Consider the following 22344-nt stretch of genomic DNA (forward strand, 5'->3'; position numbering starts at 1 on the left):
TTCCAATATAGAGTGGTGATCAGGACCACGTCAACCCCCTTCCTCGCTGAATGGAAAGATTGTGAGGCTCCGGCCGGGCCGGGAGCCTCACCTCCGCAGTCAGCAGGGAAACCCACCAACCGAAGGAGCCCGGTGGCCGCTGTAACCCTGTCCGGCGTTGCCCGCCACGCCGGCGTTTCCCTGGCCACAGCATCGCGGGTACTGAACGGCTCGTCGCGCCGTCCGGCTGAAGATATCGCCGAGCGGGTCCGCGCCTCGGCACTCGAGCTCGGATATGTCCCCAACGCGCAGGCCCAGGCCCTCGCACGTTCCTCCACAGGGCTGGTCGGCCTGGTTGTCCACGACATCTCCGACCCCTACTTCTCCTCGATCGCCCGCGGCGTCCAGCACGCGGCCAGGAACTACCGCCGGCAGGTCCTGCTCGCCAGCACCGATCCCTCCGAAAGCGCAGAGCACGACGCCGTCGCCGCCTTCGCCTCCCATCGCACCGACGCGATCATCCTGGCGGGTTCGCGCCGTGCACAGCCCGACCCCGACCTCGAACAGGAGCTGGCCCGGTACCAGCAGAACGGTGGTCGGGTCGTGACCATTGGGGGCATGCGCGGCTCCGGCTTGACCGTACCGGTGGGAAATTCTGAGGGCGCCGCGGCCCTGGTCTCGAAACTCGTGTCGCTCGGCATCACCAGGTTCGCCATCCTCGCCGGCCCCAGCGAGCTGAATACCGCACGCGACCGCGTCGCCGGCTTCACTGCTGCCCTCAATGAAGCAGGGCTGGAGCCTGCCGCCGTCGTCGGCAGTTCCTTCGGCCGAGAGGGCGGTTTCGAGGCCGCGCAGCGCTGCTGGGAGGAGTTGAACGGCGAGCGCGGGGCCTGCCTGCTGGCGGTAAATGACGTCATGGCGATCGGTGCCATCGCCGGGCTGCGGGCCCTCGGCGTTGCGGTGCCCGGGGACGCCCTTGTCTCAGGCTTCGATGACATTCCCCCGCTACGCGATTACTTCCCCGCGCTCACCACGGTCCACCTGCCGCTCGAGCAGTTGGGCGAAGAAGCAGCCAACCTCGCCCTGAATCCCGACCAGGCGCCGCCGGCTCCGGTCATGGGCGAAGTCATCATCCGTGAATCGGCAGGAGCAGGATCAGCGTCATGAGGATTTTGATTGCACCGGACAAGTTCAAGGGCACCCTGACAGGCGCGGAGGCTGCCGAGGCGATGGCCGCGGGGGTTCGCCGGGTCATGCCGGATGCGGACATCACTGTGCAGCCCATCGCGGACGGCGGTGAAGGAACGCTTGAGGCCGTGTTGGCATCCGGCGGTGTCCGGAACGAGACAAGCGTCCATGGGCCGCTCGAGGACACCGTTACGGCCCCGTGGGCGCTCATGGGTTCCACTGCCGTGATCGAAACGGCTCGCGCCAGTGGGCTGGAATTCGTGACCCCGTCTATGGAATCGGCGGGCGCAGCGCACTGCTACGGAAGCGGCGAACTGCTGGCGGCCGCGCTCGACGCCGGTGCTACGGAGATTGTGCTTGGCGTAGGCGGATCAGCCATGACCGACGGCGGATCCGGCGCGCTGCGTGCCCTCGGCGCGAAGATTCTTGACCACGACGGCGCCGAGCTCCCCCTGGGTGGGCTTGCCCTGTCCCGGGCGGCCTCCCTGGATCTTTCCGGCCTTGATCCCCGCCTTCAAACCGCTCAGCTACGCATCGCCGTCGATGTGCAGAACCTGTTGTACGGGCCCGACGGCGCCGCCCATATTTTCGGCGCGCAGAAGGGAGCGGACGCAGACCTCCGCGCGACGCTCGACGCCGCCCTCGCCCACTGGGCGCAGCTGCTGCAGGACACCACGGGGAACAATGTCCAGCAGCCCGGTGCCGGTGCCGCCGGTGGTTTCCCCTCCGCTTTCCTCGCCTGTGCGAATGCTTCACTGGAGCCCGGTTTCGATCTGGTGGCAGGACTCACCGGGCTGGACGGAAAACTGGCAGAGGCAGATCTGGTGCTCACCGGTGAAGGTTCGCTTGACGCGCAATCCCAGTTTGGGAAGGCACCGCTGGGCCTGGCGGATCGAGCCCGGGACCTGGGCCTCCCGGTCCTCGCGGTGGCCGGCCGCATCACGCTGTCGCAGGCCGATCTGGCCGCCCACGGGGTGGTGCAGGCGCGCAGTCTGGCTGACACCGCGCCTTCCGTAGCAGCCGCAATGAACGACGCCGGGCGCTATGCAGCCGACGCGTCAGAATGGGTGCTTAGGGCCCTCCTCTCGAGCTCCTCAGGGTTGACAGGTACCTTTCCCGGGTAGCACGGTTGATTCCAGACCAATCATAAGTAAGCTGATGATTAGTTGGATAAACGGTTTCGACAGGGAAGGTGAAAGCGCATGCCCGATCTTTCAGCCTGGTCGACAGGCCGGCTCCTTACAACAGCGGCGCGGCTAGTTGAGCAATCTTGGAATCAGCGCCTCGCGGAGCTGGATGTCACCCACGCCGGGTTTACGGCCTTGGCCGTATTGGCAACTTATGGGCCGCTTCGGCAGGCCCAGCTCGCTGAATTAGTGCATGTGCAGGCGCAGACCATTGGGAAAACACTCAATCGCCTTGAGGCCAGGGGACACATCGAACGCACGCGGGGCGACGACGACCGGCGCAGTCAGACGGTCCGGATCACTGAGAAGGGCCTCGCAACACTGGAGAAGGGCCGCGACATTGAGCGCACCCTGGTTTCGGATGAGGCGCTGCTGTCTCCAGAGCTGCGATCACACCTCCGCGCTGCGATCGAGGAACTCGCCGAGCCCCAGCGCCATGTCCGCGGCAGAAGCGGGCTCCACGCAGTGGAGGACCAGTAGCCGGGCCTAGAACCCGGCTTCTTTATAGAAACCCTCGATATGGCGCGCAACAATCCGGGCGGCGAGCGCGCCGTCGTCGTTCCTGATTGCGTCGTGGATGTCGTGATGTTCCGCGCGAAGGCGGGCCGACGTGGCTGCCCAGTCGGGCAGGGTGCGCGTCAGCCGCAGCGTATAGCCCTCGATCGATTCCCTGAGCGACGACATCATCGCTCCGACCAGCACATTGCCGGCCGCTTCGGCGAGCGCAACATGGAAGAGCGAGTCAAGACGCAGGAATTCCTTCTCATCGGGCGCTGAGGCATCCATTGCAGCAAGCAGCGCAGCAGCATCTTCCATGGCGGGTGCGGCAGGATCGGCATGCTCGGCAGCCCACGTCTCGAGCAGCAGTCGCGTCTGCACAATGTCCTCAATGGGCAGGTGTGACGTCGCCATGTGCAGGCGGAGCGCGGCTCCCAACGCGGCCGCCGGATTGGCAGTAATAACGGTGCCTGCCCCCGGCCCGGAGCCGACGCCCGCACGAACAATACCCATTGCTTCCAGTACGCGTATGCCTTCCCGAGCCGAAGCACGGGAGATGCCCAGTTGCTCCGCCACGGTGCGTTCGCCCGGCAACCGATCACCGACTGCCAGCCGTCCGGCCGCGAGCTGGTCCTCCAGCCAGGATTGCACGAGTTGATGGGTACGCATGCAGCAAGTTTAGCTTGCATGGTCAGACCACATGGCGCTACTGTGGTCGGACCACATCTCGACGCGAAGGTTTCCCATGTCCTACACGCCCGAAGCGCTCAAGCGCCGGATCCCCAAAGTTGCTGACCTGGCCCCCTTGATGCAGTTCAAGAAGCCGGAGTTCAGCCAAAGCGCCAGGTTGGGCCGCGCCAACACCATCGGTGATCTTCGTGCCATTGCGAAGCGACGGACGCCCACCGCACCGTTCGACTACACCGACGGGGCTGCGGAAGCGGAAATTACGCTGCGGCGTGCACGGGAGGCATTCCTCGACATTGAATTCCGGCCGGGCATTTTGCGGAACGTAGAGAAGGTCGACACATCGGTGACGGTCCTGGGCAAGGAATCCGCTCTGCCGTTCGGCATCGCACCCACCGGCTTCACCCGCATGATGCAGTCCGAGGGTGAGTACGCGGGCTCGCAGGCTGCGGAAGCCGCCGGAATCCCCTACACGCTCTCCACCATGGGAACCGCGTCGATCGAGGACGTCGCCAAGGCAGCACCCGCGGGGCGGAACTGGTTCCAGTTGTACCTCTGGACGGACCGCGAGCGGTCAATGGAGCTGATTGAGCGGGCAGCCGCCGCCGGCAACGACACGCTGATGGTCACCGTGGACACCGCTGTAGCCGGTGCCCGCCTCCGCGACGTCCGAAACGGCATGACCATTCCGCCGGCGCTGACCCTTAAAACGGTCATCGACGCTTCCTACCGGCCGGCCTGGTGGTTCAACTTCCTGACGCATGAGCCGTTGGCGTTCGCCTCGCTCAACCGCTACTCGGGCACCGTCGCTGATCTCATCAATTCCATGTTTGACCCCACCCTTACCTTCGATGACCTGGACTGGTTGCGCCAGGTCTGGAAGGGCAACCTCGTTGTGAAAGGCATTCAGACTCGCGATGACGCCAAAAAGGTAGTGGATCATGGTGCGGACGGCATTGTGCTTTCCAACCACGGGGGGCGCCAGCTCGACCGCGCACCGATACCCCTCCGGCTTCTTCCTGACGTCGCTGCCGAACTGAAAGGCAAGACGTCGATCATGCTGGACACCGGCATCATGAGCGGCGGCGACATTGTTGCGGCCCTCGCCCTCGGTGCTGACTTCACGCTGATCGGCCGCGCGTACCTGTATGGCCTCATGGCCGGAGGCCGGGCCGGCGTCGACCGTGCTGTCGCCATCCTCGAGAAGGAAATCACGCGCACCATGCAGCTGCTCGGAGTTACCCGCGTAGAGGACCTCACCCCCGAACACGTTCGTTTCCTGTAGTTTTTGTCGCCTGGCTTCCGCTCCAATTCATTCAAAGCGGCAGCCAGGCGACAAAAGCTTCCCTGGGCTTATTATCATTGGAGGAACTCGCGGGGCGCGGGATCCGCGAGACCTGGGGGTCACAATAAAATGAAGCGGCGGCGGGTGCATTATCCGTTGAAATATCGGCGTGCCCGAACAGTGATTTATGCCGTAGCGCTGTTTTGGCTCTGGACCTGGCTGGGGAGCGCAACGTTCATCGCCAGCCTGTTCCACTCCCCCGTCCACGCGATCATCGCCTTGTACGGGCTCTTCACCTTCGTACTGCTCTCCCTCCCCGTCTTTCTGCTGGCGCTAGCGCAAATGGCACTGAACCGCCCGATTGTCACGCCGGAGGCCACCGTCGTCGTACATCTGGATCCCCGCTCGGCAAGCTCTCCTGTGCCAGCGCGCGCTACTCGCAGCGCCTCATAATTTGCAACGCCCGTTCAATCACATAATTAGGTTGGGCAATTAGAAATATATTCGAATTTCTGCTGGGCATTCCAGTTGCGTTGATCCTGCGGTAAAACTGAGCTTCTTTGCATAATCCTTTGCAAATTCCCAGCGATTTACCGGCGATTGATAAACCATACTTGGTGGGGGGCTATAAAGCGCCGCTGATTGCGAGCGGCCGGTTGTCGCTGTCGGGGAAGACTGCGACGTGGGCCCCGACCCACTCGTACCACCAAGGACTCTCATGCCTTCACTTCAGCGTTTCACTGCTGCCCTCGCCGGCGTCCTGCTCCTGGCGGGCAGCCTCTCTGTCGGGGTGTACCCGGCATCCGCGCAGACCGTTCAGCCGTCTCCGACCGCAACCCATTCCGCGGAGCAGAGCCCGGATTCCGGGGTTGCACCGTCCGAAACAGCGCCGGCTGAGACGGAGCCGGCCGAGACGGAGCCGGCCGAGATTCATGAACTTTTCCCGGGCGGCATACCGTCCTATCCCGACCATACCTACGAGGGTTCGACACCCGGTTCGACACCCCACGATGCCCATTCACACGATGCAGAGACCGAGGGCGCTGCCACGTCGCCGCTCGGTGCCGGCGGCACCCTGTCCCGCGCGGGCGACATCAAGGTTCGGCTTGTAACGATAGACCTGGCCGACAGCACCGCAACGGTTCCGTTCACAACTGCCGAAAACGCCATCGGCGTATCGAGCGCCTACTGGAAGAGCATGTCCAACGGACGGCTTTCGATGTCAGTAGCGTCGAGAGTCGTCAATCACAAGACGGCCGCGAAGTCCACTGATTCCTACGACCAGATCATGAACAAGGTCACTGCAGAACTGAAGTGGACCTACAGCCCGTACACCGCATTGGTGGTCTTCACCCCCACAGCGTTGAAGGAGGGCTACCTGGGCTACGGCTGGAGCAGCAGCGGCACCAGCGGCCGTATCCTTATGCCTCACACCTCCCAGCTGAGCAACTTCACCACGAACGTACTCACCCACGAGTTTGGCCATGTACTGGGCCTCATGCACGCTGATTCGCTGCAGTGCACCACCGGCCAGACGGATACCGCCGCCTTCGGCTCCGGGTGTGAAATCCGGCACTACGGTGACACATCAGACCTGATGGGCATTTCCCGATGGTTCGACACCCCGGTCATCAGCTCCAGTTTCTGGGACTACGGCGGATTTGGGCGCGGGGATGAGATTCTCAACGTCGGCGTTGCGTCCGGCAGTAAAACCTACACTCTTCGACCATGGGCCGGTTCCAACGCCTACCGGGCAGTGAAGTTCACGGATCCGAAGAGCGGTGAGATCTACTACCTGGAGCTTCGCGTTCCCGTCGGCTTCGACAAGAACCTTGCAATCAACGGCAACCGGGGAGTGAAAATTGTACAGAGCGGCGGCCTCACACCGGCGTCTTCCGTTCTCCTGATGCCCTCGAGCAAGCCGTTCCCTGGTTACTATGCGGAAAACACGGCTTGGCAGGCCGGCAGCACGTTCATGACGCACGCTGGAACAGCCGTCAAGATCAACTCCGTCTCAGATACTGGCGCTTCAGTCACCATCAATACGAACCCGTTCCCTGTCGCGACAAACCCGCAGCCCGTCGCGACTCCTTCCGCCACATCCGGCGGGCGCACCGATATGAACCGGGATGGGAACCCGGATATCGTCGCACGCGACTCATCCGGTCGGCTCTGGCTGTACCCGAGCACGGCCTCGGGGACCTTCGGACAGAGGGTGCAGATTGGTTCCGGGTGGAGCGGCATGAAAATGATCCTCCTCCCCGGTGACTTCGACGGAGACGGTATCGCCGACGTCATGGCCCAGGACAGCCTGGGCCGACTCTGGCTCTACGCCGGCACTGGAACCGGCGGTGTCAAGCCAGGGGCCCAGATCGGAAGTAAATGGGGTGGCATGAGCGCCCTGGTGACACCCGGCGACTTCAACGGAGACGGTTTCGCCGACCTTATTGCCCGCTCCAGCGACGGGGCGATGCACCTCTACCCCGGGAACGGTAAGGGCGGTTGGGGTACCCCCACTCAGATCGGTCGGGGTTGGGGTGGGATGACCGCACTGTTGAGCACAGGAGACTTCAGCGGAGATGGGAAGTCTGACCTGGTTGCCCGGGACTCCAAAGGTGGGCTGCACCTCTACCCCGGAAATGGTAAGGGAGGCTTCCTCGCCGCGTCGCAGATCGGTTCGGGCTGGAACGGGATGACAGCATTCGCCGGTCCCGGACCGTGGGGCTCGGATTCCAACGCCGATCTGATCGCACGCAGCAGCAACGGCGAACTGTACCTCTACACCGGTAACGGGACGGGACGCTTCAGCGGCTCGCAAAAGATCGGCAAGGGCTGGCAGGACATGTACATAGCGGAGTAACCCAAAGGTTTCCGAGCGGAAGGCCGCCGGTACCGCTTTCCAGCGGTACCGGCCGCCTTTCGCTTTGCCCCTACTCCTGAGTGTCGGGCAAATCCGGCTCGGTACGGAAATTGATTAGCTTGTGCGTTCCGTCACAGTACGGCTTGATAGCCGAAGCACCGCACCGGCACAGCGCTACGGTCTTACGACGGCGGGGCACCGGCTCTCCCGACGGAGTCACAATGGGGACATCCCCCCTCACCAACAGGGGGCCATCAGGGCAGGCGACGATACTGACGTCATCGTTCCCGGATGATGCGGATGGTGAACTCATGATGTCTCCCTCGTTGCGAGCTACGACCCTAGCCGTCTCTCGATCAGAATACTAAGCTGACTGTCCACGCAGGACCCGGCGAGCCCGTCGGTTGAAGGAGAGTTTTCGTTGCGGTCTTGTGGTCATATGCTAAGCATGCTTATTGTGTAGATGCGATGACTTACTTCCCAGGAGTCCTCCACATCAATAAAGGAGTCATTATGAGCACAACGAACTGGTCAGAAGACCCGCTGGTCACCTCAACGCCGGGCGCACAGGACCCCTCAACCTCGGGACAGTCCACTAAGTCTGCTGCGAAGGATGAAGCCAAGGATGTAGGGCGGCAGGGCGCGGACGCAGCAAAGGGCGTCGCACAGACCGCGGGGGCAGAAGCGAAGAACGTGGCAAATGAAGCCGGCACACAGGTTAAGAACCTGGTCGGCGAGCTTGGTTCAGGCTTGAAGGACCAGGCCGGCAGCCAGCAGCAGCGTGTCACCGAAGGCCTGCGTTCCCTCACCGACGAACTCAAGTCCATGGCTGACAAGTCCGAGGGCGGCACCGCCCAGCAGCTCGTGCAGCAGGTGGCACAGCGCACCGACAGCGCCGCATCCTGGCTTGAGGGCCGGGATCCGGGATCACTGTTGGATGAAGTCACCGGCTTTGCCCGCCGCCGTCCAGGAACATTCCTGCTGATTGCCGCAGGCGCAGGCCTCGTCGCCGGGCGCCTTACCCGCGGAATGACAGGCGGCTCGGGCCCGAGCGGCTCGCCTTCGTCGGACGGACCCACCGGCTCAGCAAAGGGCGGACAACACGTTGCTACCTACCCGCCGGTCCCGGACGAGTACGGAACCGACGTACCGGCCTACGGTGCCGGCATTGACACCCCGCCGGTCGCGCCGCCTACGACGACGCCGACCGTCACCCCCACCACTCCGCTCAGCCAGCCTGGTGCAAGCGGGACTGAATCAGGGAGGGACTTCCGATAATGACTGAACAACACCTTCACGGATCGCACGCGGCGCAACCGCCGCCGTCGAGTTCTGACAGCGGTTCGAATGCATCCCTCGGAGAGCTGCTCAGCGAGGTCACTCGTGACCTGTCAACGCTGATGCGCCAGGAGCTCGAGCTTGCGAAAGCTGAACTGCGCGAGTCCGGAACCCGTGCCGGCAAGGGCGCTGGAATGTTGAGCGGCGCTGCCGTCGCAGGGCACTTTGTACTTCTCTTTCTTTCCCTCGCCCTGATGTGGGGCTTGGCAGACCTCATCGAGAGCCTCGGCTGGGCCTCAGTGATCGTTGCAGTGATCTGGGGAATCATCGCTGCGGTCCTCGCTCTGAAGGGCAAGAAGGAAATGAAATCGATCAAGGGCATGCCGCAGACCGCTGAGACAGCCAAGGAAATTCCGCCTACGTTGAAACCAGGAGAGCACACGCCATGAACCAGACACCTGATGAGATCCGCGCGGACATTGAACGCACCCGCAGCGAACTGGGCGCCGATGTAGACGCGGTTGCCGATAAGGTAAACCCGTCGAACATCGCCCAGCGGCAGACCGACAAGGTCAAAAGCAAGCTGGGCAATGTCAAGGACAGTGTGATGGGCACGGCCCAGGACGCCAAGGACAGCGTGATGGGCACGGCCCACGACGCCAAAAACAGCGTGGCGGGTTCCGCCCAGGACGCTTCCTATTCGGCCAAGGGCAAAGCCCACTCCGCGGGAGATCTAATGCACCAGGCCGGCGGGGCCGTTCAGTCAGCACCGCAGCGCATTACCTCGAAGACGCAGGGAAACCCCCTCGCCGCCGGGTTGATCGCATTCGGTGCGGGCCTGCTTGCAGCATCGCTGATCCCCGCAAGCGAGAAAGAGAAGCAGGCGGCTCAAACCGTCAAGGAGAAGGCCCAGCCGCTCGTTTCCGAAGTTTCTGACGCAGCCAAGCAGGTCGCTGAGGATATGAAGGAGCCGGCACAGCAGGCGATGGACTCTGTGAAGGAGACCGCCACCGATTCGGCCAACACGGTGAAGGAAGAGGGCACAAGCGCAGCGTCCGACGTCAAGGACCGCGCGCAGGATGCCAAGTCCAACGTCAAGGACAGCTCGAGCACACCGTAACTGACGCTCGACAGGCCGGTGGCGCTGCATGAAAAACATGCAGCGCCACCGGCCTGTTCTGTTTATTCAGGAGTTCCTTCCGGCTGGACCGCTGCCGCCGGATCGGGCCGGGAGGGCAGCAGATCCTCGATCAGCTCCATCAAGAGCCGCCGCAGTTCCGGAGAAGCACGGTGCAGGTCCTGCATAAATTCCCGTTCGTGGTGCTCGGCCTCAGAGAGCCGGGAACTGCCGCGTGGAGTCAGGCTCACGACGAACGTTCGCCGGTCATTCTCGCTGCTCTGGCGCGACACCAGCCCCTGGTCCTGCAGGCGAACCAGCGTTCGGCCGACGGTTTGGGCTGTGACGTGCAACTGCTCCGCCAGCTCGGTCTGGGACAGCGGACCCTTCGCCTCGATCGAGCGCAAAGCAATGAAGGCCGCGTGAGTTATTCCAATCGCGAGGAGACGTTCATTCCAGGCGTTTTCGGTGAGGCGGGCGGCGGTGGTCAGCAGTCTTTCGGTGCTCCAAAGATCTGTTTCCGACATCTCCACCTCTTTTCATCGTGGTTCGGACTTAGGAATTCGCAGCCTGTCAGCCCACGGATGGTTTCTTTCCTACCACTGTTTAGCGCACGATGCGTTTTACTCACCGGGCAAGCCGGGAGACGGCGGCGCGTTGGGTATATCGATTATTGGAACAACCCGAAACTGCCCAGTGATACCAGGGGAAACAAGTGGAGCCTAGGGGAATCGAACCCCTGACCTTTTCATTGCGAACGAAACGCTCTACCAACTGAGCTAAGGCCCCGCAGCAACAAAGATACCCCAGCATCCCGGCGTGAAACCAAATGTCCGGGCCCGGTTGTACCCTCGAACCATGCGTTCCTCCGCTACGGAGATCCGGGCATGGCCGGCGTTATGGTCGCTCGTCATCGGGTTCTTCATGATCCTTGTCGACTCAACCATCGTGTCCGTTGCCACCCCCGCCATCATGGAGTCGCTGGAAGCGGATATTGACAGCGCCATCTGGGTCACCAGCGCATATCTTCTTGCCTACGCCGTGCCGCTGCTCATCACGGGAAGGCTGGGTGACAGGTTCGGGCCCCGGCGGGTCTACCTCGCCGGTCTCGCCGTGTTCACTGTGTCCAGCGCCCTGTGCGGCTTTGCCGACACCATCGAGCTGCTCATCCTCGCCCGGGTGGTCCAGGGGTTGGGCGCCGCGCTGATGACACCACAGACAATGTCTGTCATCACCCGGATTTTCCCACCCGACCGGCGCGGCTCTGCCATGGGTCTCTGGGGTTCCGTCGCGGGCATAGCCACTCTCGTGGGCCCAATCCTGGGTGGGGTGCTGGTGGACACTCTCGGCTGGGAGTGGATCTTCTTCGTCAACGTACCGGTGGGCGTGATCGGCCTGGTGCTTGCTTACCGGTACGTTCCCGAGCTAACCACCAATAGCCACTCTTTCGACCTCCTCGGAGTTATTCTCAGCGCAGCAGGAATGTTCTGCCTGGTATTCGGTATCCAGGAGGCCGAGAGCTACAACTGGGGCCCCATCGCAGGGCCAATCTCCGTATGGTCCCTTATCATCACCGGAGCAGTCCTGTTCAGCGCCTTCCTCCTCTGGCAACGCTTCAACCGCAAGGAACCGCTCATCCCTCTGAAGCTGTTCCGCGACCGCAACTTCACACTGGCTAACACCGCAATATCGTCGATGGGCTTCACTATCACCACCATGAGCCTCCCACTGATGCTCTATGCCCAGAACGTCCGCAACCTGTCCCCCACGGAAGCTGCGATGCTGCTGGTTCCCATGGCGGTCATCTCCGGTGTGCTCGCTCCTTTCGTCGGCAAACTCGTCCAGCGCGGCAACCCGAAATACATGGCCATCTTCGGGTTTACGGGCATGGCGGTTGCGCTGTTCTGGCTGGCGTCGCTGCTCAGGCCGGATACACCGATCTGGCTCCTGACGTTGCCAATCGCGCTGATCGGTCTGGCGAGTGCAGGGATCTGGGCTCCAGTTTCATTGACAGCCACACGCAACCTCCCGCCGTCGTTAGCCGGCGCGGGTTCCGGCGTCTACAACACCACACGGCAGGTAGGAGCCGTGATTGGCAGCGCCGGTATCGCGGCGATTATGCAGGCACGGCTCGTCGCCAATAATGCGGTGGACGCACCGGAGCGCGCCGCGGAGTACGCTGCGGCAATGGGGCAGTCGCTGCTCCTGCCGGCAACGGTTATTGTCATCGGCCTGGTTGCGGCCCTCTTCTTCGCCCGCCCCGAACAGCATCAGCCGTGGAGCGCGGACGTCGGCCACACCATGCAAACCTCTAAACGGGGGTAGTTGCCTTCCGTAACCACCGCTAGGCTCGGGTCATGGCTGAAGAATTCGCAACCGAAGATACCACCGCCGAGAAGAGTGAGCCGGCCGCTGTCAAGGAAGTCAGCGACGACTTCGTGACACGGCAGCACACCACGCCCTCAGGCCTTGCGTACACCGCAACAACCGGGCGGCTCGTGCTGCGCCGTGAAGAGACCAAGGACGGCAAGTCCGAGGGTTTCAAACCGAAGGCGGAGATCTTCGTCATCGCATACACGAAGGACAACAGCGACTCCAGCCGCCCGGTCACATTCGCATTCAACGGTGGGCCAGGCTCCTCGTCGGTCTGGCTGCACCTCGGCCTGCTGGGCCCACGCAGGGTGGACTCAGGCGACGTCGGCGCCATGACTCCTCCACCCTTCGGCCTTGTGGACAACCCTGAGACCCTGCTCGAACACAGCGACCTGGTCCTGATTGATCCCGTGAGCACCGGCTTCTCCCGGGTCATCGAGGGCGAGAAGACCGACGAGTTCCACGCATTCATCGAAGACCGTGACCTCGTCTCCGAAGTCATCCGCCTCTGGACCACGCGCAACAACCGGTGGCTCTCGCCGAAGTACCTCGTCGGTGAGTCCTATGGAACACTCCGTGCGGTTGCCGTCGCAGGACGCTTGTTCGACGCCTACGGCATGGCAGTCAACGGACTGGGACTCATTTCGACAGTGCTGAACATGTCCACCCTTCGGTTCTTCCCCGGCAGCGACACCCCGTACGCGCTCCACCTGCCGACTTACGCAGCGATTGCGCACTATCACGGCCGCCATCCCGGCAGGGACCTAACGGACGTGGTTCGTGAAGCGGAGGAATTCGCCTCCCGCGACTTCGGGTATGCCCTCACCCAGGGCGCGCGGCTGACACAGTCCGAATACGACGACGCCGTTGCCCGCCTCAGTGCCCTCACCACCCTCGATGAGGCCTTCATCCGGCGCACCAACCTGCGCTGGGAGTACCACGAATTCGCCGCGGAACTGCTTAGGACAGAGGGCCTGGTAGTGGGCAGGATTGACGGTCGATTCACCGCTCCGCCCGCCAACCTGCAGTCCTCCAGCTCAACGGATGATCCGAGCATGCGTGCCATTACCGGGCCATTTGCGGCGGCAATCAACCACTACGTACGCGCCGAACTCGGGTATGAAAACGACCTTCCCTACGAGATCCTCACCGCACGGGTTCAACCGTGGAGCTACCGGACCTTCGAAGGCGCACCCGTTGACGTCAGCGACGTACTCGAGCGCCTTATGGTCCACAATCCGGCGCTGCGGGTGCACGTGGACTACGGATATCAGGACGGCGCTACTCCGCACTTCGCAGCTGAGTACGTGTTCGCACATATGGCGCTCAATGAACACGCGCGAGCCCGGATTTCCCATCACTATCACGAGGCCGGCCACATGATGTACCTCAAGCCCGAATGCAGACTCGCTCAGCTCACCACCCTCGGGGAATTCGTCTCCTTCCGGTCGACAGGTAATTAGTCAGTGTGCTTACTATGGAGGTCCATTCCTCGAAAGGCGGAACAATATGCTGAAGAAGATCCTCTGGATGCTCGCACCGGTCATTGCTTCGAAAGTGCTCGGTAAGCGCCAGCAGGGCCGTACCAACTCCAAGTACGGCCGAGGAAAGAACCGCGGCTACAAGCGGTAAGCGAAGCGTCAGGCGGGTCAGCGCATGGCGAAATGCGCCCACACGGCAAGAACCCATGCGCTGCCCGCCGCACACGCAAGCAGGAGTTCCACCAAAATCCCAACACCCAGAGCCTTGAGCGCGGCACCGCTCGAAGACAGGGCGGCGCCGAAATCGTGCAGTCGTGCGGCTTCGCTCAGCAGCAGACCGACGACGAAGCCGACGATCAGTCCCACCACGGGGATAACGAACATGCCCACCACGCCGAGGACCAGGCCAATGGTGATGGAGCGCCCGGGGATCCTGCGTTGACGCAACTTGCGCCCGGTCAATATGGTCCCAGCCAACAGCCCCGCCAGCGCCAATGCGCCGCCCACCGCGAGCGCAGCCCAACCGGGACCGCTCGTTACTGCGAGTGCCCACCCCAGTAGCGCCACGATGATCAGGATGCTGCCGGGCAGGATCGGAATGACCACGCCCGCCACTCCAACCGCAATGGCCAGCCCGCAGATTACGGTCACAAGAATTTCCCAGTCCATGCTCCCAAGCATGCCACCGCCGGGGTGGCGTCCTTGTTTCCACGTCGGCGGAATACTGGCCGTTGAATGAAGGCACGCTGACCACGGCCGGCATCATCGCCGTCGTCGTGGCGCTGCTTGCAGCTTGGCCGGCGCCGTGCTGGGCGGACTGGCCGGCATGCGGTACCACCGCAGGATTGACCGCACGGACTACAACGCGATCGGCAATAACCCTCAAGCTCGCGCCGGCGTGTGCCTTCGCCTAAGCATCCGCAGGGAGTTGCCTGCGTTTGTCAGTTTTGAGCCGGAGTAGGGCACTCCGCCGGTCAGGCGCAGACCCAGCGCGACCCAGACAGTCAGCATCCGCTCAGCCAGCCATGGGGGCGCCCACAGCGGAGCGGCAGCCGGGAAAACCTGCCTGCCGCCCCACCGTCGCCGTCCCAGCTCTGCCAAACCAACGACGACGGCGGCTGCCGGCAGGCAGGAGACCGCACCGTAGCGTCGCACAAGCAGGATGAGCGTGGGAAGCAGGGACAGTTCCAGGAGCAGCCGGGGCGGCTGGGCGAAGTCGTCATAGGCCTGCCGCACTCGCTGGCGGCGAAAGTGCCCCACTGGAGGTGGGACCCTGCCCACGAACAGGTCATTCGCACGCAGTTCCAGCCCGCCTGCTGCACGCACCGTGCGGAGGAGCTCGAGATTTTCGAACAGAACGTCGCCGTCGTAGCCGCCGGTCGCACTCAGAATGGATCGGCGCACGCCGACGGTGCCGGGGAAGTCCGAGCCGAAAGCCCGATTCAGCAGCGTCCTGCCCGTATCCCAGCGGGCGTGCCACGGCAGAGACAGGAAGTAGTTCTGGGGCCGGACGATGTCGGCCTCATCCAACAGGTCGATAACGCGCTGGAATGTGGAGGCGTCGTAGCGGACGTCGTCGTCGGCAATGATGATCCGCTCACACGAGGCGTCGGCAAGCCCGGTAAGCACTCCGGCCACCTTGCCGTTTCGGCAGGCGAACCGTGGGCGAAGATGGCGAACCCGGGACGGGAGGACTGCCGCGTGATGAGCAAACAAGCCGTCCGGCGATCCGTCCACCACGAGCACTTCGGCCCACTGCCTCACCTCATCGAGGTAGGCTGCCAGCGCCTCAATCCCGCTGTCTTCAGTCCACCGCAGCGGCAGGATGTAGGTCGCCGCGGGCCCGGTCATACCGGTGCGGGTGCGGTTGCCCGCAACGACGACTGACCTTTCTCCCATGCGGCCATGATGTGCTCACCGAGCATGCCGTCGAGGGTGAGGGCAGCGGAGGCCCCGAAGTACACGTCCTCGAGCAACTCCGGCTCCGCTTCCACCAGACCGCCGGCGAGGTCCCGACCGGCAATCTGTTCGTGGACGGCATCGGCCTCGACGTGCTCGTCGAAGTACCAGGTGACGTCCTCGCCGAAACCAAGCCGCCGGAATCCGTTGCCATACAGGCGGTTGGGCTGGGATGAGGTCATCTCGTACGCTGCCAGGTGGCCCACTATGGCGCCTCGGAGCCTGCGGTTCAGCCCGAACATGGACATCATGTTGGTGGACGCGAGTGTAAGGGCAGGGACAGCGTCAACGTAGTGTCCGTAGCTGTCCTCGAGTTCCAACCCCCGCATGGTGCGCGCGAACAGCGTGGAATGCATGCGGTCGGGGCGCCCGCCACCGTACTCGTCAGCCTGGATTTCGACCATGGCTGCCTTTGCCCGGCCGCTCAGGCGGGGTATGGCCCAGGTGTGGGGGTCGGCTTCCTTCAGCTGGTAAATGGATTTGTGGATCAGGAATTCCTGGGCCTGTTCAAGGGTGGCCTTCCTGGCGACGAATCGCGAAACGCTCGGGCCGGTATCGGCAGCGGCCAGCTCGAAGAGAACGGCGGCCACGCCGTCGCTGTCGCGCGGTTCCAGCGAGGGAAGGTCGACGGCGGCACGCAGAGCCGCTTCGAAGTCCCGCTCAATTTCACGGCGGATCCCGATGAGGCCAGGCTCCCATTCCCAGTCGGCGTGGACTCCGTCGATACCGCTGTAGTGCAGTTCGTAGAGACAGAAGAGCGTCAGTTGGAGATCGTCATCCGACAGTATTGCCGGGGAACCTCCAAGTGCAGCCCGTACCGCTCCGTGCAGGGCGTCTATGCCCTCGGCGTTCGGTTCCTGCGGTAGCAACTCCAGCAAAGCCTTGCTCGCGATTCCGCGCGCTTCGGGACTCCTCATGGCACAACCTTCCTACCCGGTGGACGACGTCGTCGTCCCCTTAAAACCACACAGTGCTAAGCCTACTGTCTATTTGGGTAGGTGCGAACATCGGGCAGCCCCCGCACCTGAGTGAGAGGGCTGCCCGCTGAGGGATGAGTCCTATTCCTTGTGCAGCTTGTCCTGCACGCTGCCGGCCATTTTCTCCATGGTGTTCGGCAATTCCGTGGTTCCATAAAAACGCGAATCGGGGTGCGTAGGCGGCGGCATGGGAGCCGACGTCGTAGGACCGTCGTGGTAAGTGAATTCGCCGTGCCCGTCAGGAGTAGGTCCGGAGGCCCAGGACCCCTCAGACGCCGCCTTGCCGTCCGAAAAGTTCAGGTACTGGTAGGACACGCTTCGCTCTTCCTTCTTCAGTGGGAAGTTGCTGGGGACGGGGAAATTCTCCGCCCCTTCTTCCTGAAGCTCGCGAGCGGCTGCCATCCACTGGTTCTGGTGCATCGTGTCGCGCGCCAGCAGGAAGGAAAGCATGTCCCGCACGCCGTGGTCGTCAGTCATATGGTAAAGCCGGGCGACCTGCAGCCGGCCCTGCATTTCAGCATTGGCGTTGGCTGTGAAGTCCGCCAGCAGGTTCCCGCTGGCGGTGATGTAACTGCCCTGCCATGGGTTACCCATGCTGTCCACGGGACGCGCACCGGCGCCGGCAACGATTGCCTGCTGCATGTCCGTACCGCCAACGACGGCGGCAATGGCGGGGTCAGACTGGACGGCGTCGTCGGTGATGCCAAGAGGCGCCTTCTCCAGCAGCTGGGCAATCATGGTCGCCAGCATCTCCACGTGGCCGAACTCTTCAGCGCCGATCCCGAAGAGCAGGTCCCGGTATTTGCCAGGTATGTGCGTGTTCCAGGCCTGGAAGCTGTACTGCATGGCAACGGTTATTTCACCGTATTGGCCGCCGAGGACCTCCTGCAGCTTTCTTGCGTAAACGGCGTCAGGCTTGTCGGGTGTGGATTTGAACTGCAATTCCTGCTTGTGGAAGAACACGGGGATACCTCCGCGATTGTGGCTCCGGGCCTGGACGGCCAACTCATCTGTACGGGCTGGAGAACACGGAACCATGTTTTTCGACGTTAACCCGCCCTCCCACTTGAGGGGAAGCAGTAAGCACGCTTATTTTTCTGGGAATTTTCTCCAAGAAATTCCCAAGGTGCGGCCGTCATATTGATGGAGCAGGACAGAGACGGGCGAGACCACCGGCTCCTCCTGCCGGCACTGGTATTCCCAGAGCCCCCCGAGCGGGACCGCCACGTTTCCCCGACTGAGGCGGTCCCGCCCGGGCACTACCCGGGGCGTTCATTCCCGGCACCAACCGCCAGCAGCCCGCAGGTTACGGTGTCGGGCTTCCGCCGTTGACATTGAGGGTCTCCCCGAGCACATAGCTCGACTCCGGCGATGCCAGGAACACATAGGCCGGTGCCAGTTCGGTAGGCTGGCCGGCGCGACCCAGCGGCGTGGACTTTCCGAACTCGGGCAACGCATCCTTCGGCTGCCCGTCAGACACCTGAAGCGGCGTCCAGAACGGACCGGGCGCGACGGCGTTCACGCGGATTCCGCGAGGAGCAAGCTGCTGCGCGAGACCCTTGGTGAAGTTGTTGATTGCCGCCTTGGTGCTCGCGTAGTCAAGCAGGGTCGGCGACGGGTTGTACGCCTGGATCGACGTGGTGTTGATAATGCTCGATCCAGCCGGCAGGTGCTGCAGCGCTTCGCGTGTGATGCGGAAGAACGAGTAGATGTTGGTCTTGAATGTATGGTCGAGCTGCTCGTCGTCCAGGTCCTCAAGGCGCTCCACCGCGATCTGCTTGCCTGCGTTGTTGACCAGGATGTCGAGACCGCCGAGGCCCTCCACCGCCCGCGTGACCAGCTCCTTGCAGAACTCACCGTCCTTGATGTCACCGGGAAGCTTGACCGCGGTCCGCCCGCACTCCTCGATCAGGCGGACAATCTCATCGGCGTCGGCTTCCTCCTCGGGCAGATAGGAAAGCGCGACGTCGGCGCCTTCCCGGGCGAACGCGATCGCCACTGCCGCGCCGATCCCTGAATCCGCTCCAGTGATAAGAGCCTTCCGGCCCTCCAGGCGGCCCATGCCACGGTACGACTCTTCACCGCGGTCACTCTGCGGCTCGAGGTCGCGGTCCAGCCCGGGTTCCGGCTGGTCCTGCTTGGGTGGCGATATTTCCGGGAAACGGGTCACGGGGTTCTGAAATGTGTACTGATCACTCATGCGTTCCTCCTGGTACGTGGAAGTTTCTGGTAGCACCCTTGAGGGCCACCTGCAGTACAGATAGGCTCAAAAGGTATTGCTAAGCCTGCTGATCACACTAGGACGGACCTGCTCAAGCGTTCAAGCACCACCCAAGGAAAGGCCCCCGTATGCCCCTCATCGGCTTTCACGCCTCCCACGAACAGATCGCGCCGGGACAGCTCCTAGAGGATGTCCAGCTGGCGGAGCAGGCCGGTTTCGACGCCGCAATGTGCTCCGACCACTTCGAACCGTGGTCCGAGGTGCAGGGACATTCGGGTTTTGCCTGGTCCTGGCTGGGGGCCGCGCTTGCCACCACCAGGCTGCGCTTCGGCGTCGTAACCGCTCCGGGGCAGCGCTACCACCCGGCCATCATTGCTCAGGCGAGCGGCACACTGGCGAGCATGTTCCCGGGTCGGTTCTGGGCTGCCCTTGGCAGCGGAGAGAACCTGAACGAGCACATCACGGGGGATCCCTGGCCGCCCAAGGAGGAGCGCCAGCGGCGAATAGAAGAATGTGTTGACATCATCCGGCGAATGCACGACGGCGAGGAAGTCACGCACCGCGGCCTGGTCACCGTGGAGCAGGCCCGGCTCTGGGATGCGCCGGAGGTAAAGCCCCCGCTGATCGCGCCGGCGGTGAGCGTCGAAACGGCCGCCCGAAGCGCACGGTGGGCCGACGGCCTGGTGACAGTGAACCAGCCGCACGAGAAGCTGACGGAAATGATCAACGCCTACCGGGACAACGGCGGTCAGGGGAAACTCATCCTGCAGGTACACCTGTCCTGGGCGCCTACTGAGGAGGAGGCCGTGGACGTTGCTTACAGGCAGTGGAGTTCGAACTGTGTGAAGCCGCCGACCACATGGGACCTCGCCCGTCCGTCCGACTTTGAGGAAGCCACCCGGGACCTTACCGAGGAGGAGCTTCGGGACACCGTACAGATTTCAGCCGATCTCGCCACGCATGCCCAGCGGCTCCGGGAGTTCGCGGACCTTGGTTTCGATGAGCTTTACCTGCACTATGTGGGAACAGAACAGAAGCCGTTCATCGAGGCCTTCGCCGAGCACGTCCTCCCGGAAGTGCGCTGATGCGGATCACCGACACCGCTGACCTCTGGTGGAAAAATGCGGTCGTCTACTGCCTTGACATCGAGACGTTCTGCGATTCCAACGGTGACGGCGTCGGAGACTTTGCCGGTGCCGCCCAGCGGCTGGACTATCTGGCGGAACTGGGTGTCACGTGCGTCTGGCTCATGCCTTTCTACCCATCTCCCCAGCGCGATGACGGGTACGACATCGTTGACTTCTACGGGGTGGACGAACGGCTCGGCACCCTGGGCGACGTGGTCGAGTTCATCAGGACCGCCAAGGACCGCGGGATGCGGGTCATCGCCGACCTGGTGGTCAACCACACTTCGGACCAGCACCCCTGGTTCAAGCAGGCACGCTCGTCGAAGGACAACCCCTACCGCGACTTCTACGTCTGGCGGTCGGAAGAACCGCCGGATACGTCCGGCGAGGTGGTCTTCCCGGACGAGGAAAACTCGATCTGGAGCAAGGACCGGAAGACGGGCGAGTGGTATCTGCACCGCTTCTACTCGCACCAGCCCGACCTCAACGTCGCGAATCCGAAAGTCCGCGACGAAATCGCGAAGGCGATCGGCTTCTGGATGGAACTGGGCCTCTCCGGATTCCGCGTGGATGCTGTTCCGTTTTTCCTGGAGACCCGGGGTATCGACAAACAGGCTGGGGATCCGCACGATTACCTGCGGGACCTGCGCCGGTACCTTTCACGGCGGGCAGGCGACGCCGTCCTTCTGGGCGAAGTCAATCTCCCCTACGAGCAGCAGGCTGAATTTTTCGGCGATGCCGCGGACGAACTCACTATGCAGTTCGACTTCGTGACAATGCAGCAGATGTATCTTTCCCTGGCTCGCGGGGATGCCCGCCCGTTGGCGCGGGCACTCACCGACCGGCCCACCATCGACCCGGATAGCCAGTGGGCAACGTTCGTACGCAATCATGACGAGCTGACACTGGACAAGCTGATGAGCTCAGAGCGGCAGGAGGTGTTCGAAGCTTTCGGACCAGAGAAGAACATGCAGATTTTCGATCGCGGCCTCAAGCGCCGGCTTCCTCCCATGCTTGAAGGCGATCAGCAGCGCATGCGGATGGTCTACTCGCTTTTGTTCTCCCTGCCCGGCACTCCCGTGCTGTTTTACGGCGAAGAGATCGGCATGGGGGAAAACCTGGCGGCGAAGGGCCGGATGGCCGTGCGCACGCCCATGCAATGGACCGACGAGGACAGCGCCGGGTTTTCCTCCGCGCCACCGGACAAGCTTGTTGCTCCTCTTGTCCAGGGCGAATTCGGGCCCGAAAAAGTCAACGTGGCAGCGTCCCGCCGTGACCGCTCATCGCTACTTCGATTCATGGGTACGCTGATCCGGCGTTATCGTGAGTGTCCCGAACTCGGGTGGGGTTCCTTCACCCTGATCGACATCGCCAATCCCGCCGTCTTTGCCCATCGCTGTGATTGGGAGGGCAATACGCTGTTCCTCTTCCACAACTTCTCTGATGAGTCGGCGGACTTTGTAGTACCCCTCAAGGCCGGAGACGTGCCCCGCGGAGGTGGCGCGCTCACCGATCTACTGGAGGACAGGAAGACGGAAATCGAACCGGACGACGACCTCAAAGTGAGCCTGCCGCCATACGGGTACCGCTGGCTGCGGATCCAGGCGCCGGGCAGCGGACGGTTGTGGTGACGCCCTCAGCGGGCAGATCTGCCTAGAAGATGGTGGCGAAGAAGCCTGCTCCAACGGAGGCCACCATAGCGATGACGACGAGCCAGACAATCGGGACGCGGTACTTGTTGATGAAAGTCATGATGCAACCAGTGTACGAGGGCAGGAGTAGACATGGGTGACAACACCGGCATTGACGGGGTCTGGGATGACTGGAAGGAAGCGGTCAATATGACCGCTTCTGAGCTGGACCAGTGGCTGGACACGAATCAGTCTCAGGAGGTCGGTCAGAAGGACGACGGCGGCGAATCGGTTGGGCATGCGTCCGGGCGTCGCATCATAAAGATCCTGTCCACGAAGAAGGCCGACCTGACAGACTCGGACATTGAACACATGCGCAAGGTGGTTGGCTACGTTCACCGGCACCTTGCGCAGAAGCCGTCCTCCGACGTCGAACATTCAAAGTGGCGCTACTCGCTCATGAACTGGGGGCACGACCCGCTGAAGGACTGAGCCG

At 62.9% G+C, this 22344-nt stretch carries 23 protein-coding genes and 1 tRNA gene; 15 read left to right on the forward strand and 9 right to left on the reverse strand.

The features are described 5' to 3' along the window. Positions 1 to 132: 132 nt before the first annotated feature. The 3 genes from AC4D1W_RS12450 to AC4D1W_RS12460 all read left to right on the forward strand — a co-directional run bounded on the left by AC4D1W_RS12450 (position 133) and on the right by AC4D1W_RS12460 (position 2834). Positions 133 to 1146, forward strand: a complete 1014-nt coding sequence (locus AC4D1W_RS12450; protein ID WP_490891904.1) for a LacI family DNA-binding transcriptional regulator — start codon at positions 133 to 135, stop codon at positions 1144 to 1146. Beyond that, entirely contained in the window at positions 1143 to 2291 is a 1149-nt protein-coding gene (locus AC4D1W_RS12455; protein ID WP_490898944.1) for a glycerate kinase, read from the forward strand. The genes AC4D1W_RS12450 and AC4D1W_RS12455 overlap by 4 nt, the downstream gene beginning before the upstream one ends. A gap of 78 nt (positions 2292 to 2369) precedes the next feature. Continuing rightward, positions 2370 to 2834, forward strand: a complete 465-nt coding sequence (locus AC4D1W_RS12460) for a MarR family winged helix-turn-helix transcriptional regulator (RefSeq protein ID WP_490891901.1) — start codon at positions 2370 to 2372, stop codon at positions 2832 to 2834. Between the two features lie 6 nt (positions 2835 to 2840). On the opposite strand, the gene AC4D1W_RS12465 is transcribed toward AC4D1W_RS12460, so the two are convergent. Continuing rightward, entirely contained in the window at positions 2841 to 3521 is a 681-nt protein-coding gene (locus AC4D1W_RS12465) for a FadR/GntR family transcriptional regulator (protein WP_490891900.1), read from the reverse strand. Between the two features lie 76 nt (positions 3522 to 3597). Here AC4D1W_RS12465 and AC4D1W_RS12470 point away from each other — a divergent pair, with 76 nt between their 5' ends. From AC4D1W_RS12470 to AC4D1W_RS12480, 3 genes are all read left to right on the forward strand, one after another. After that, positions 3598 to 4824, forward strand: coding sequence for an alpha-hydroxy acid oxidase (locus AC4D1W_RS12470; protein ID WP_490898945.1), 1227 nt, complete (start codon positions 3598 to 3600; stop codon positions 4822 to 4824). A 144-nt stretch (positions 4825 to 4968) separates the two neighbouring features. Then, the gene (locus AC4D1W_RS12475) at positions 4969 to 5277 is read left to right on the forward strand and encodes a hypothetical protein (RefSeq protein WP_490898946.1); all 309 of its coding nucleotides are present in this window, start codon (positions 4969 to 4971) and stop codon (positions 5275 to 5277) included. A 265-nt stretch (positions 5278 to 5542) separates the two neighbouring features. Beyond that, positions 5543 to 7684: an FG-GAP-like repeat-containing protein gene (locus AC4D1W_RS12480; RefSeq protein WP_490898947.1), complete on the forward strand. Its 2142-nt coding sequence runs from the start codon at positions 5543 to 5545 to the stop codon at positions 7682 to 7684. Between the two features lie 70 nt (positions 7685 to 7754). Here the strand turns inward: AC4D1W_RS12480 and AC4D1W_RS12485 are convergent, their stop codons facing one another. Beyond that, entirely contained in the window at positions 7755 to 7997 is a 243-nt protein-coding gene (locus tag AC4D1W_RS12485) for a CDGSH iron-sulfur domain-containing protein (RefSeq protein WP_490891892.1), read from the reverse strand. Positions 7998 to 8197: 200 nt separating this feature from the next. Here AC4D1W_RS12485 and AC4D1W_RS12490 point away from each other — a divergent pair, with 200 nt between their 5' ends. The 3 genes from AC4D1W_RS12490 to AC4D1W_RS12500 are packed head-to-tail and all read left to right on the forward strand — an operon-like array spanning position 8198 to position 10082. Then, positions 8198 to 8962 (forward strand): hypothetical protein, encoded by a 765-nt coding sequence (locus AC4D1W_RS12490; RefSeq protein WP_490898948.1) that lies wholly within the window; start codon positions 8198 to 8200, stop codon positions 8960 to 8962. Next, entirely contained in the window at positions 8962 to 9411 is a 450-nt protein-coding gene (locus tag AC4D1W_RS12495) for a phage holin family protein (RefSeq protein ID WP_490891890.1), read from the forward strand. The genes AC4D1W_RS12490 and AC4D1W_RS12495 overlap by 1 nt, the downstream gene beginning before the upstream one ends. Next, the gene (locus AC4D1W_RS12500; RefSeq protein ID WP_490898949.1) at positions 9408 to 10082 is read left to right on the forward strand and encodes a DUF3618 domain-containing protein; all 675 of its coding nucleotides are present in this window, start codon (positions 9408 to 9410) and stop codon (positions 10080 to 10082) included. The genes AC4D1W_RS12495 and AC4D1W_RS12500 overlap by 4 nt, the downstream gene beginning before the upstream one ends. A gap of 62 nt (positions 10083 to 10144) precedes the next feature. Here AC4D1W_RS12500 and AC4D1W_RS12505 read toward each other — a convergent pair whose 3' ends face one another. Further along, positions 10145 to 10606: a MarR family winged helix-turn-helix transcriptional regulator gene (locus AC4D1W_RS12505; RefSeq protein ID WP_490898950.1), complete on the reverse strand. Its 462-nt coding sequence runs from the start codon at positions 10604 to 10606 to the stop codon at positions 10145 to 10147. A gap of 189 nt (positions 10607 to 10795) precedes the next feature. Beyond that, a tRNA-Ala gene (locus AC4D1W_RS12510) sits at positions 10796 to 10868 on the reverse strand. Between the two features lie 69 nt (positions 10869 to 10937). On the opposite strand from AC4D1W_RS12510, the gene AC4D1W_RS12515 reads away from it, so the two are divergent. Genes AC4D1W_RS12515 through AC4D1W_RS12525 form a run of 3 tightly spaced genes read left to right on the forward strand, consistent with a single transcriptional unit; the run spans position 10938 to position 14084 of the window. Beyond that, positions 10938 to 12404: a DHA2 family efflux MFS transporter permease subunit gene (locus tag AC4D1W_RS12515; protein ID WP_490898951.1), complete on the forward strand. Its 1467-nt coding sequence runs from the start codon at positions 10938 to 10940 to the stop codon at positions 12402 to 12404. A 32-nt stretch (positions 12405 to 12436) separates the two neighbouring features. Then, on the forward strand, positions 12437 to 13915 hold the full coding sequence (locus AC4D1W_RS12520) for a S10 family peptidase (protein ID WP_490898952.1): 1479 nt from the start codon (positions 12437 to 12439) through the stop codon (positions 13913 to 13915). 46 nt (positions 13916 to 13961) lie between these two features. Next, a complete protein-coding gene (locus AC4D1W_RS12525) occupies positions 13962 to 14084 on the forward strand; it encodes a hypothetical protein (RefSeq protein ID WP_490898953.1) in 123 nt (40 codons plus the stop codon). Positions 14085 to 14101: 17 nt separating this feature from the next. Here AC4D1W_RS12525 and AC4D1W_RS12530 read toward each other — a convergent pair whose 3' ends face one another. The 5 genes from AC4D1W_RS12530 to AC4D1W_RS12550 form a co-directional block, all read right to left on the reverse strand. Beyond that, the gene (locus AC4D1W_RS12530; protein WP_490891883.1) at positions 14102 to 14602 is read right to left on the reverse strand and encodes a DUF456 domain-containing protein; all 501 of its coding nucleotides are present in this window, start codon (positions 14600 to 14602) and stop codon (positions 14102 to 14104) included. Between the two features lie 213 nt (positions 14603 to 14815). Further along, positions 14816 to 15832 (reverse strand): glycosyltransferase family 2 protein, encoded by a 1017-nt coding sequence (locus tag AC4D1W_RS12535; protein WP_490898954.1) that lies wholly within the window; start codon positions 15830 to 15832, stop codon positions 14816 to 14818. Further along, on the reverse strand, positions 15781 to 16809 hold the full coding sequence (locus tag AC4D1W_RS12540; protein WP_490898955.1) for an iron-containing redox enzyme family protein: 1029 nt from the start codon (positions 16807 to 16809) through the stop codon (positions 15781 to 15783). Before AC4D1W_RS12540 ends, AC4D1W_RS12535 begins: the two co-directional genes overlap by 52 nt. Positions 16810 to 16950: 141 nt before the next feature. Beyond that, on the reverse strand, positions 16951 to 17832 hold the full coding sequence (locus tag AC4D1W_RS12545; protein ID WP_490891877.1) for a manganese catalase: 882 nt from the start codon (positions 17830 to 17832) through the stop codon (positions 16951 to 16953). Between the two features lie 343 nt (positions 17833 to 18175). Beyond that, a complete protein-coding gene (locus AC4D1W_RS12550; protein WP_490891876.1) occupies positions 18176 to 19069 on the reverse strand; it encodes an SDR family oxidoreductase in 894 nt (297 codons plus the stop codon). Between the two features lie 149 nt (positions 19070 to 19218). On the opposite strand from AC4D1W_RS12550, the gene AC4D1W_RS12555 reads away from it, so the two are divergent. The 3 genes from AC4D1W_RS12555 to AC4D1W_RS12565 all read left to right on the forward strand — a co-directional run bounded on the left by AC4D1W_RS12555 (position 19219) and on the right by AC4D1W_RS12565 (position 22340). After that, positions 19219 to 20175 (forward strand): TIGR03885 family FMN-dependent LLM class oxidoreductase, encoded by a 957-nt coding sequence (locus tag AC4D1W_RS12555; protein ID WP_490891875.1) that lies wholly within the window; start codon positions 19219 to 19221, stop codon positions 20173 to 20175. Continuing rightward, positions 20175 to 21848: an alpha-amylase family protein gene (locus tag AC4D1W_RS12560; protein WP_490891873.1), complete on the forward strand. Its 1674-nt coding sequence runs from the start codon at positions 20175 to 20177 to the stop codon at positions 21846 to 21848. Before AC4D1W_RS12555 ends, AC4D1W_RS12560 begins: the two co-directional genes overlap by 1 nt. A 153-nt stretch (positions 21849 to 22001) precedes the next feature. Next, on the forward strand, positions 22002 to 22340 hold the full coding sequence (locus tag AC4D1W_RS12565; RefSeq protein ID WP_490891872.1) for a DUF3140 domain-containing protein: 339 nt from the start codon (positions 22002 to 22004) through the stop codon (positions 22338 to 22340). The last annotated feature ends 4 nt before the right edge of the window (positions 22341 to 22344 follow it).

This window comes from Arthrobacter sp. TJ-170, assembly GCF_058269305.1.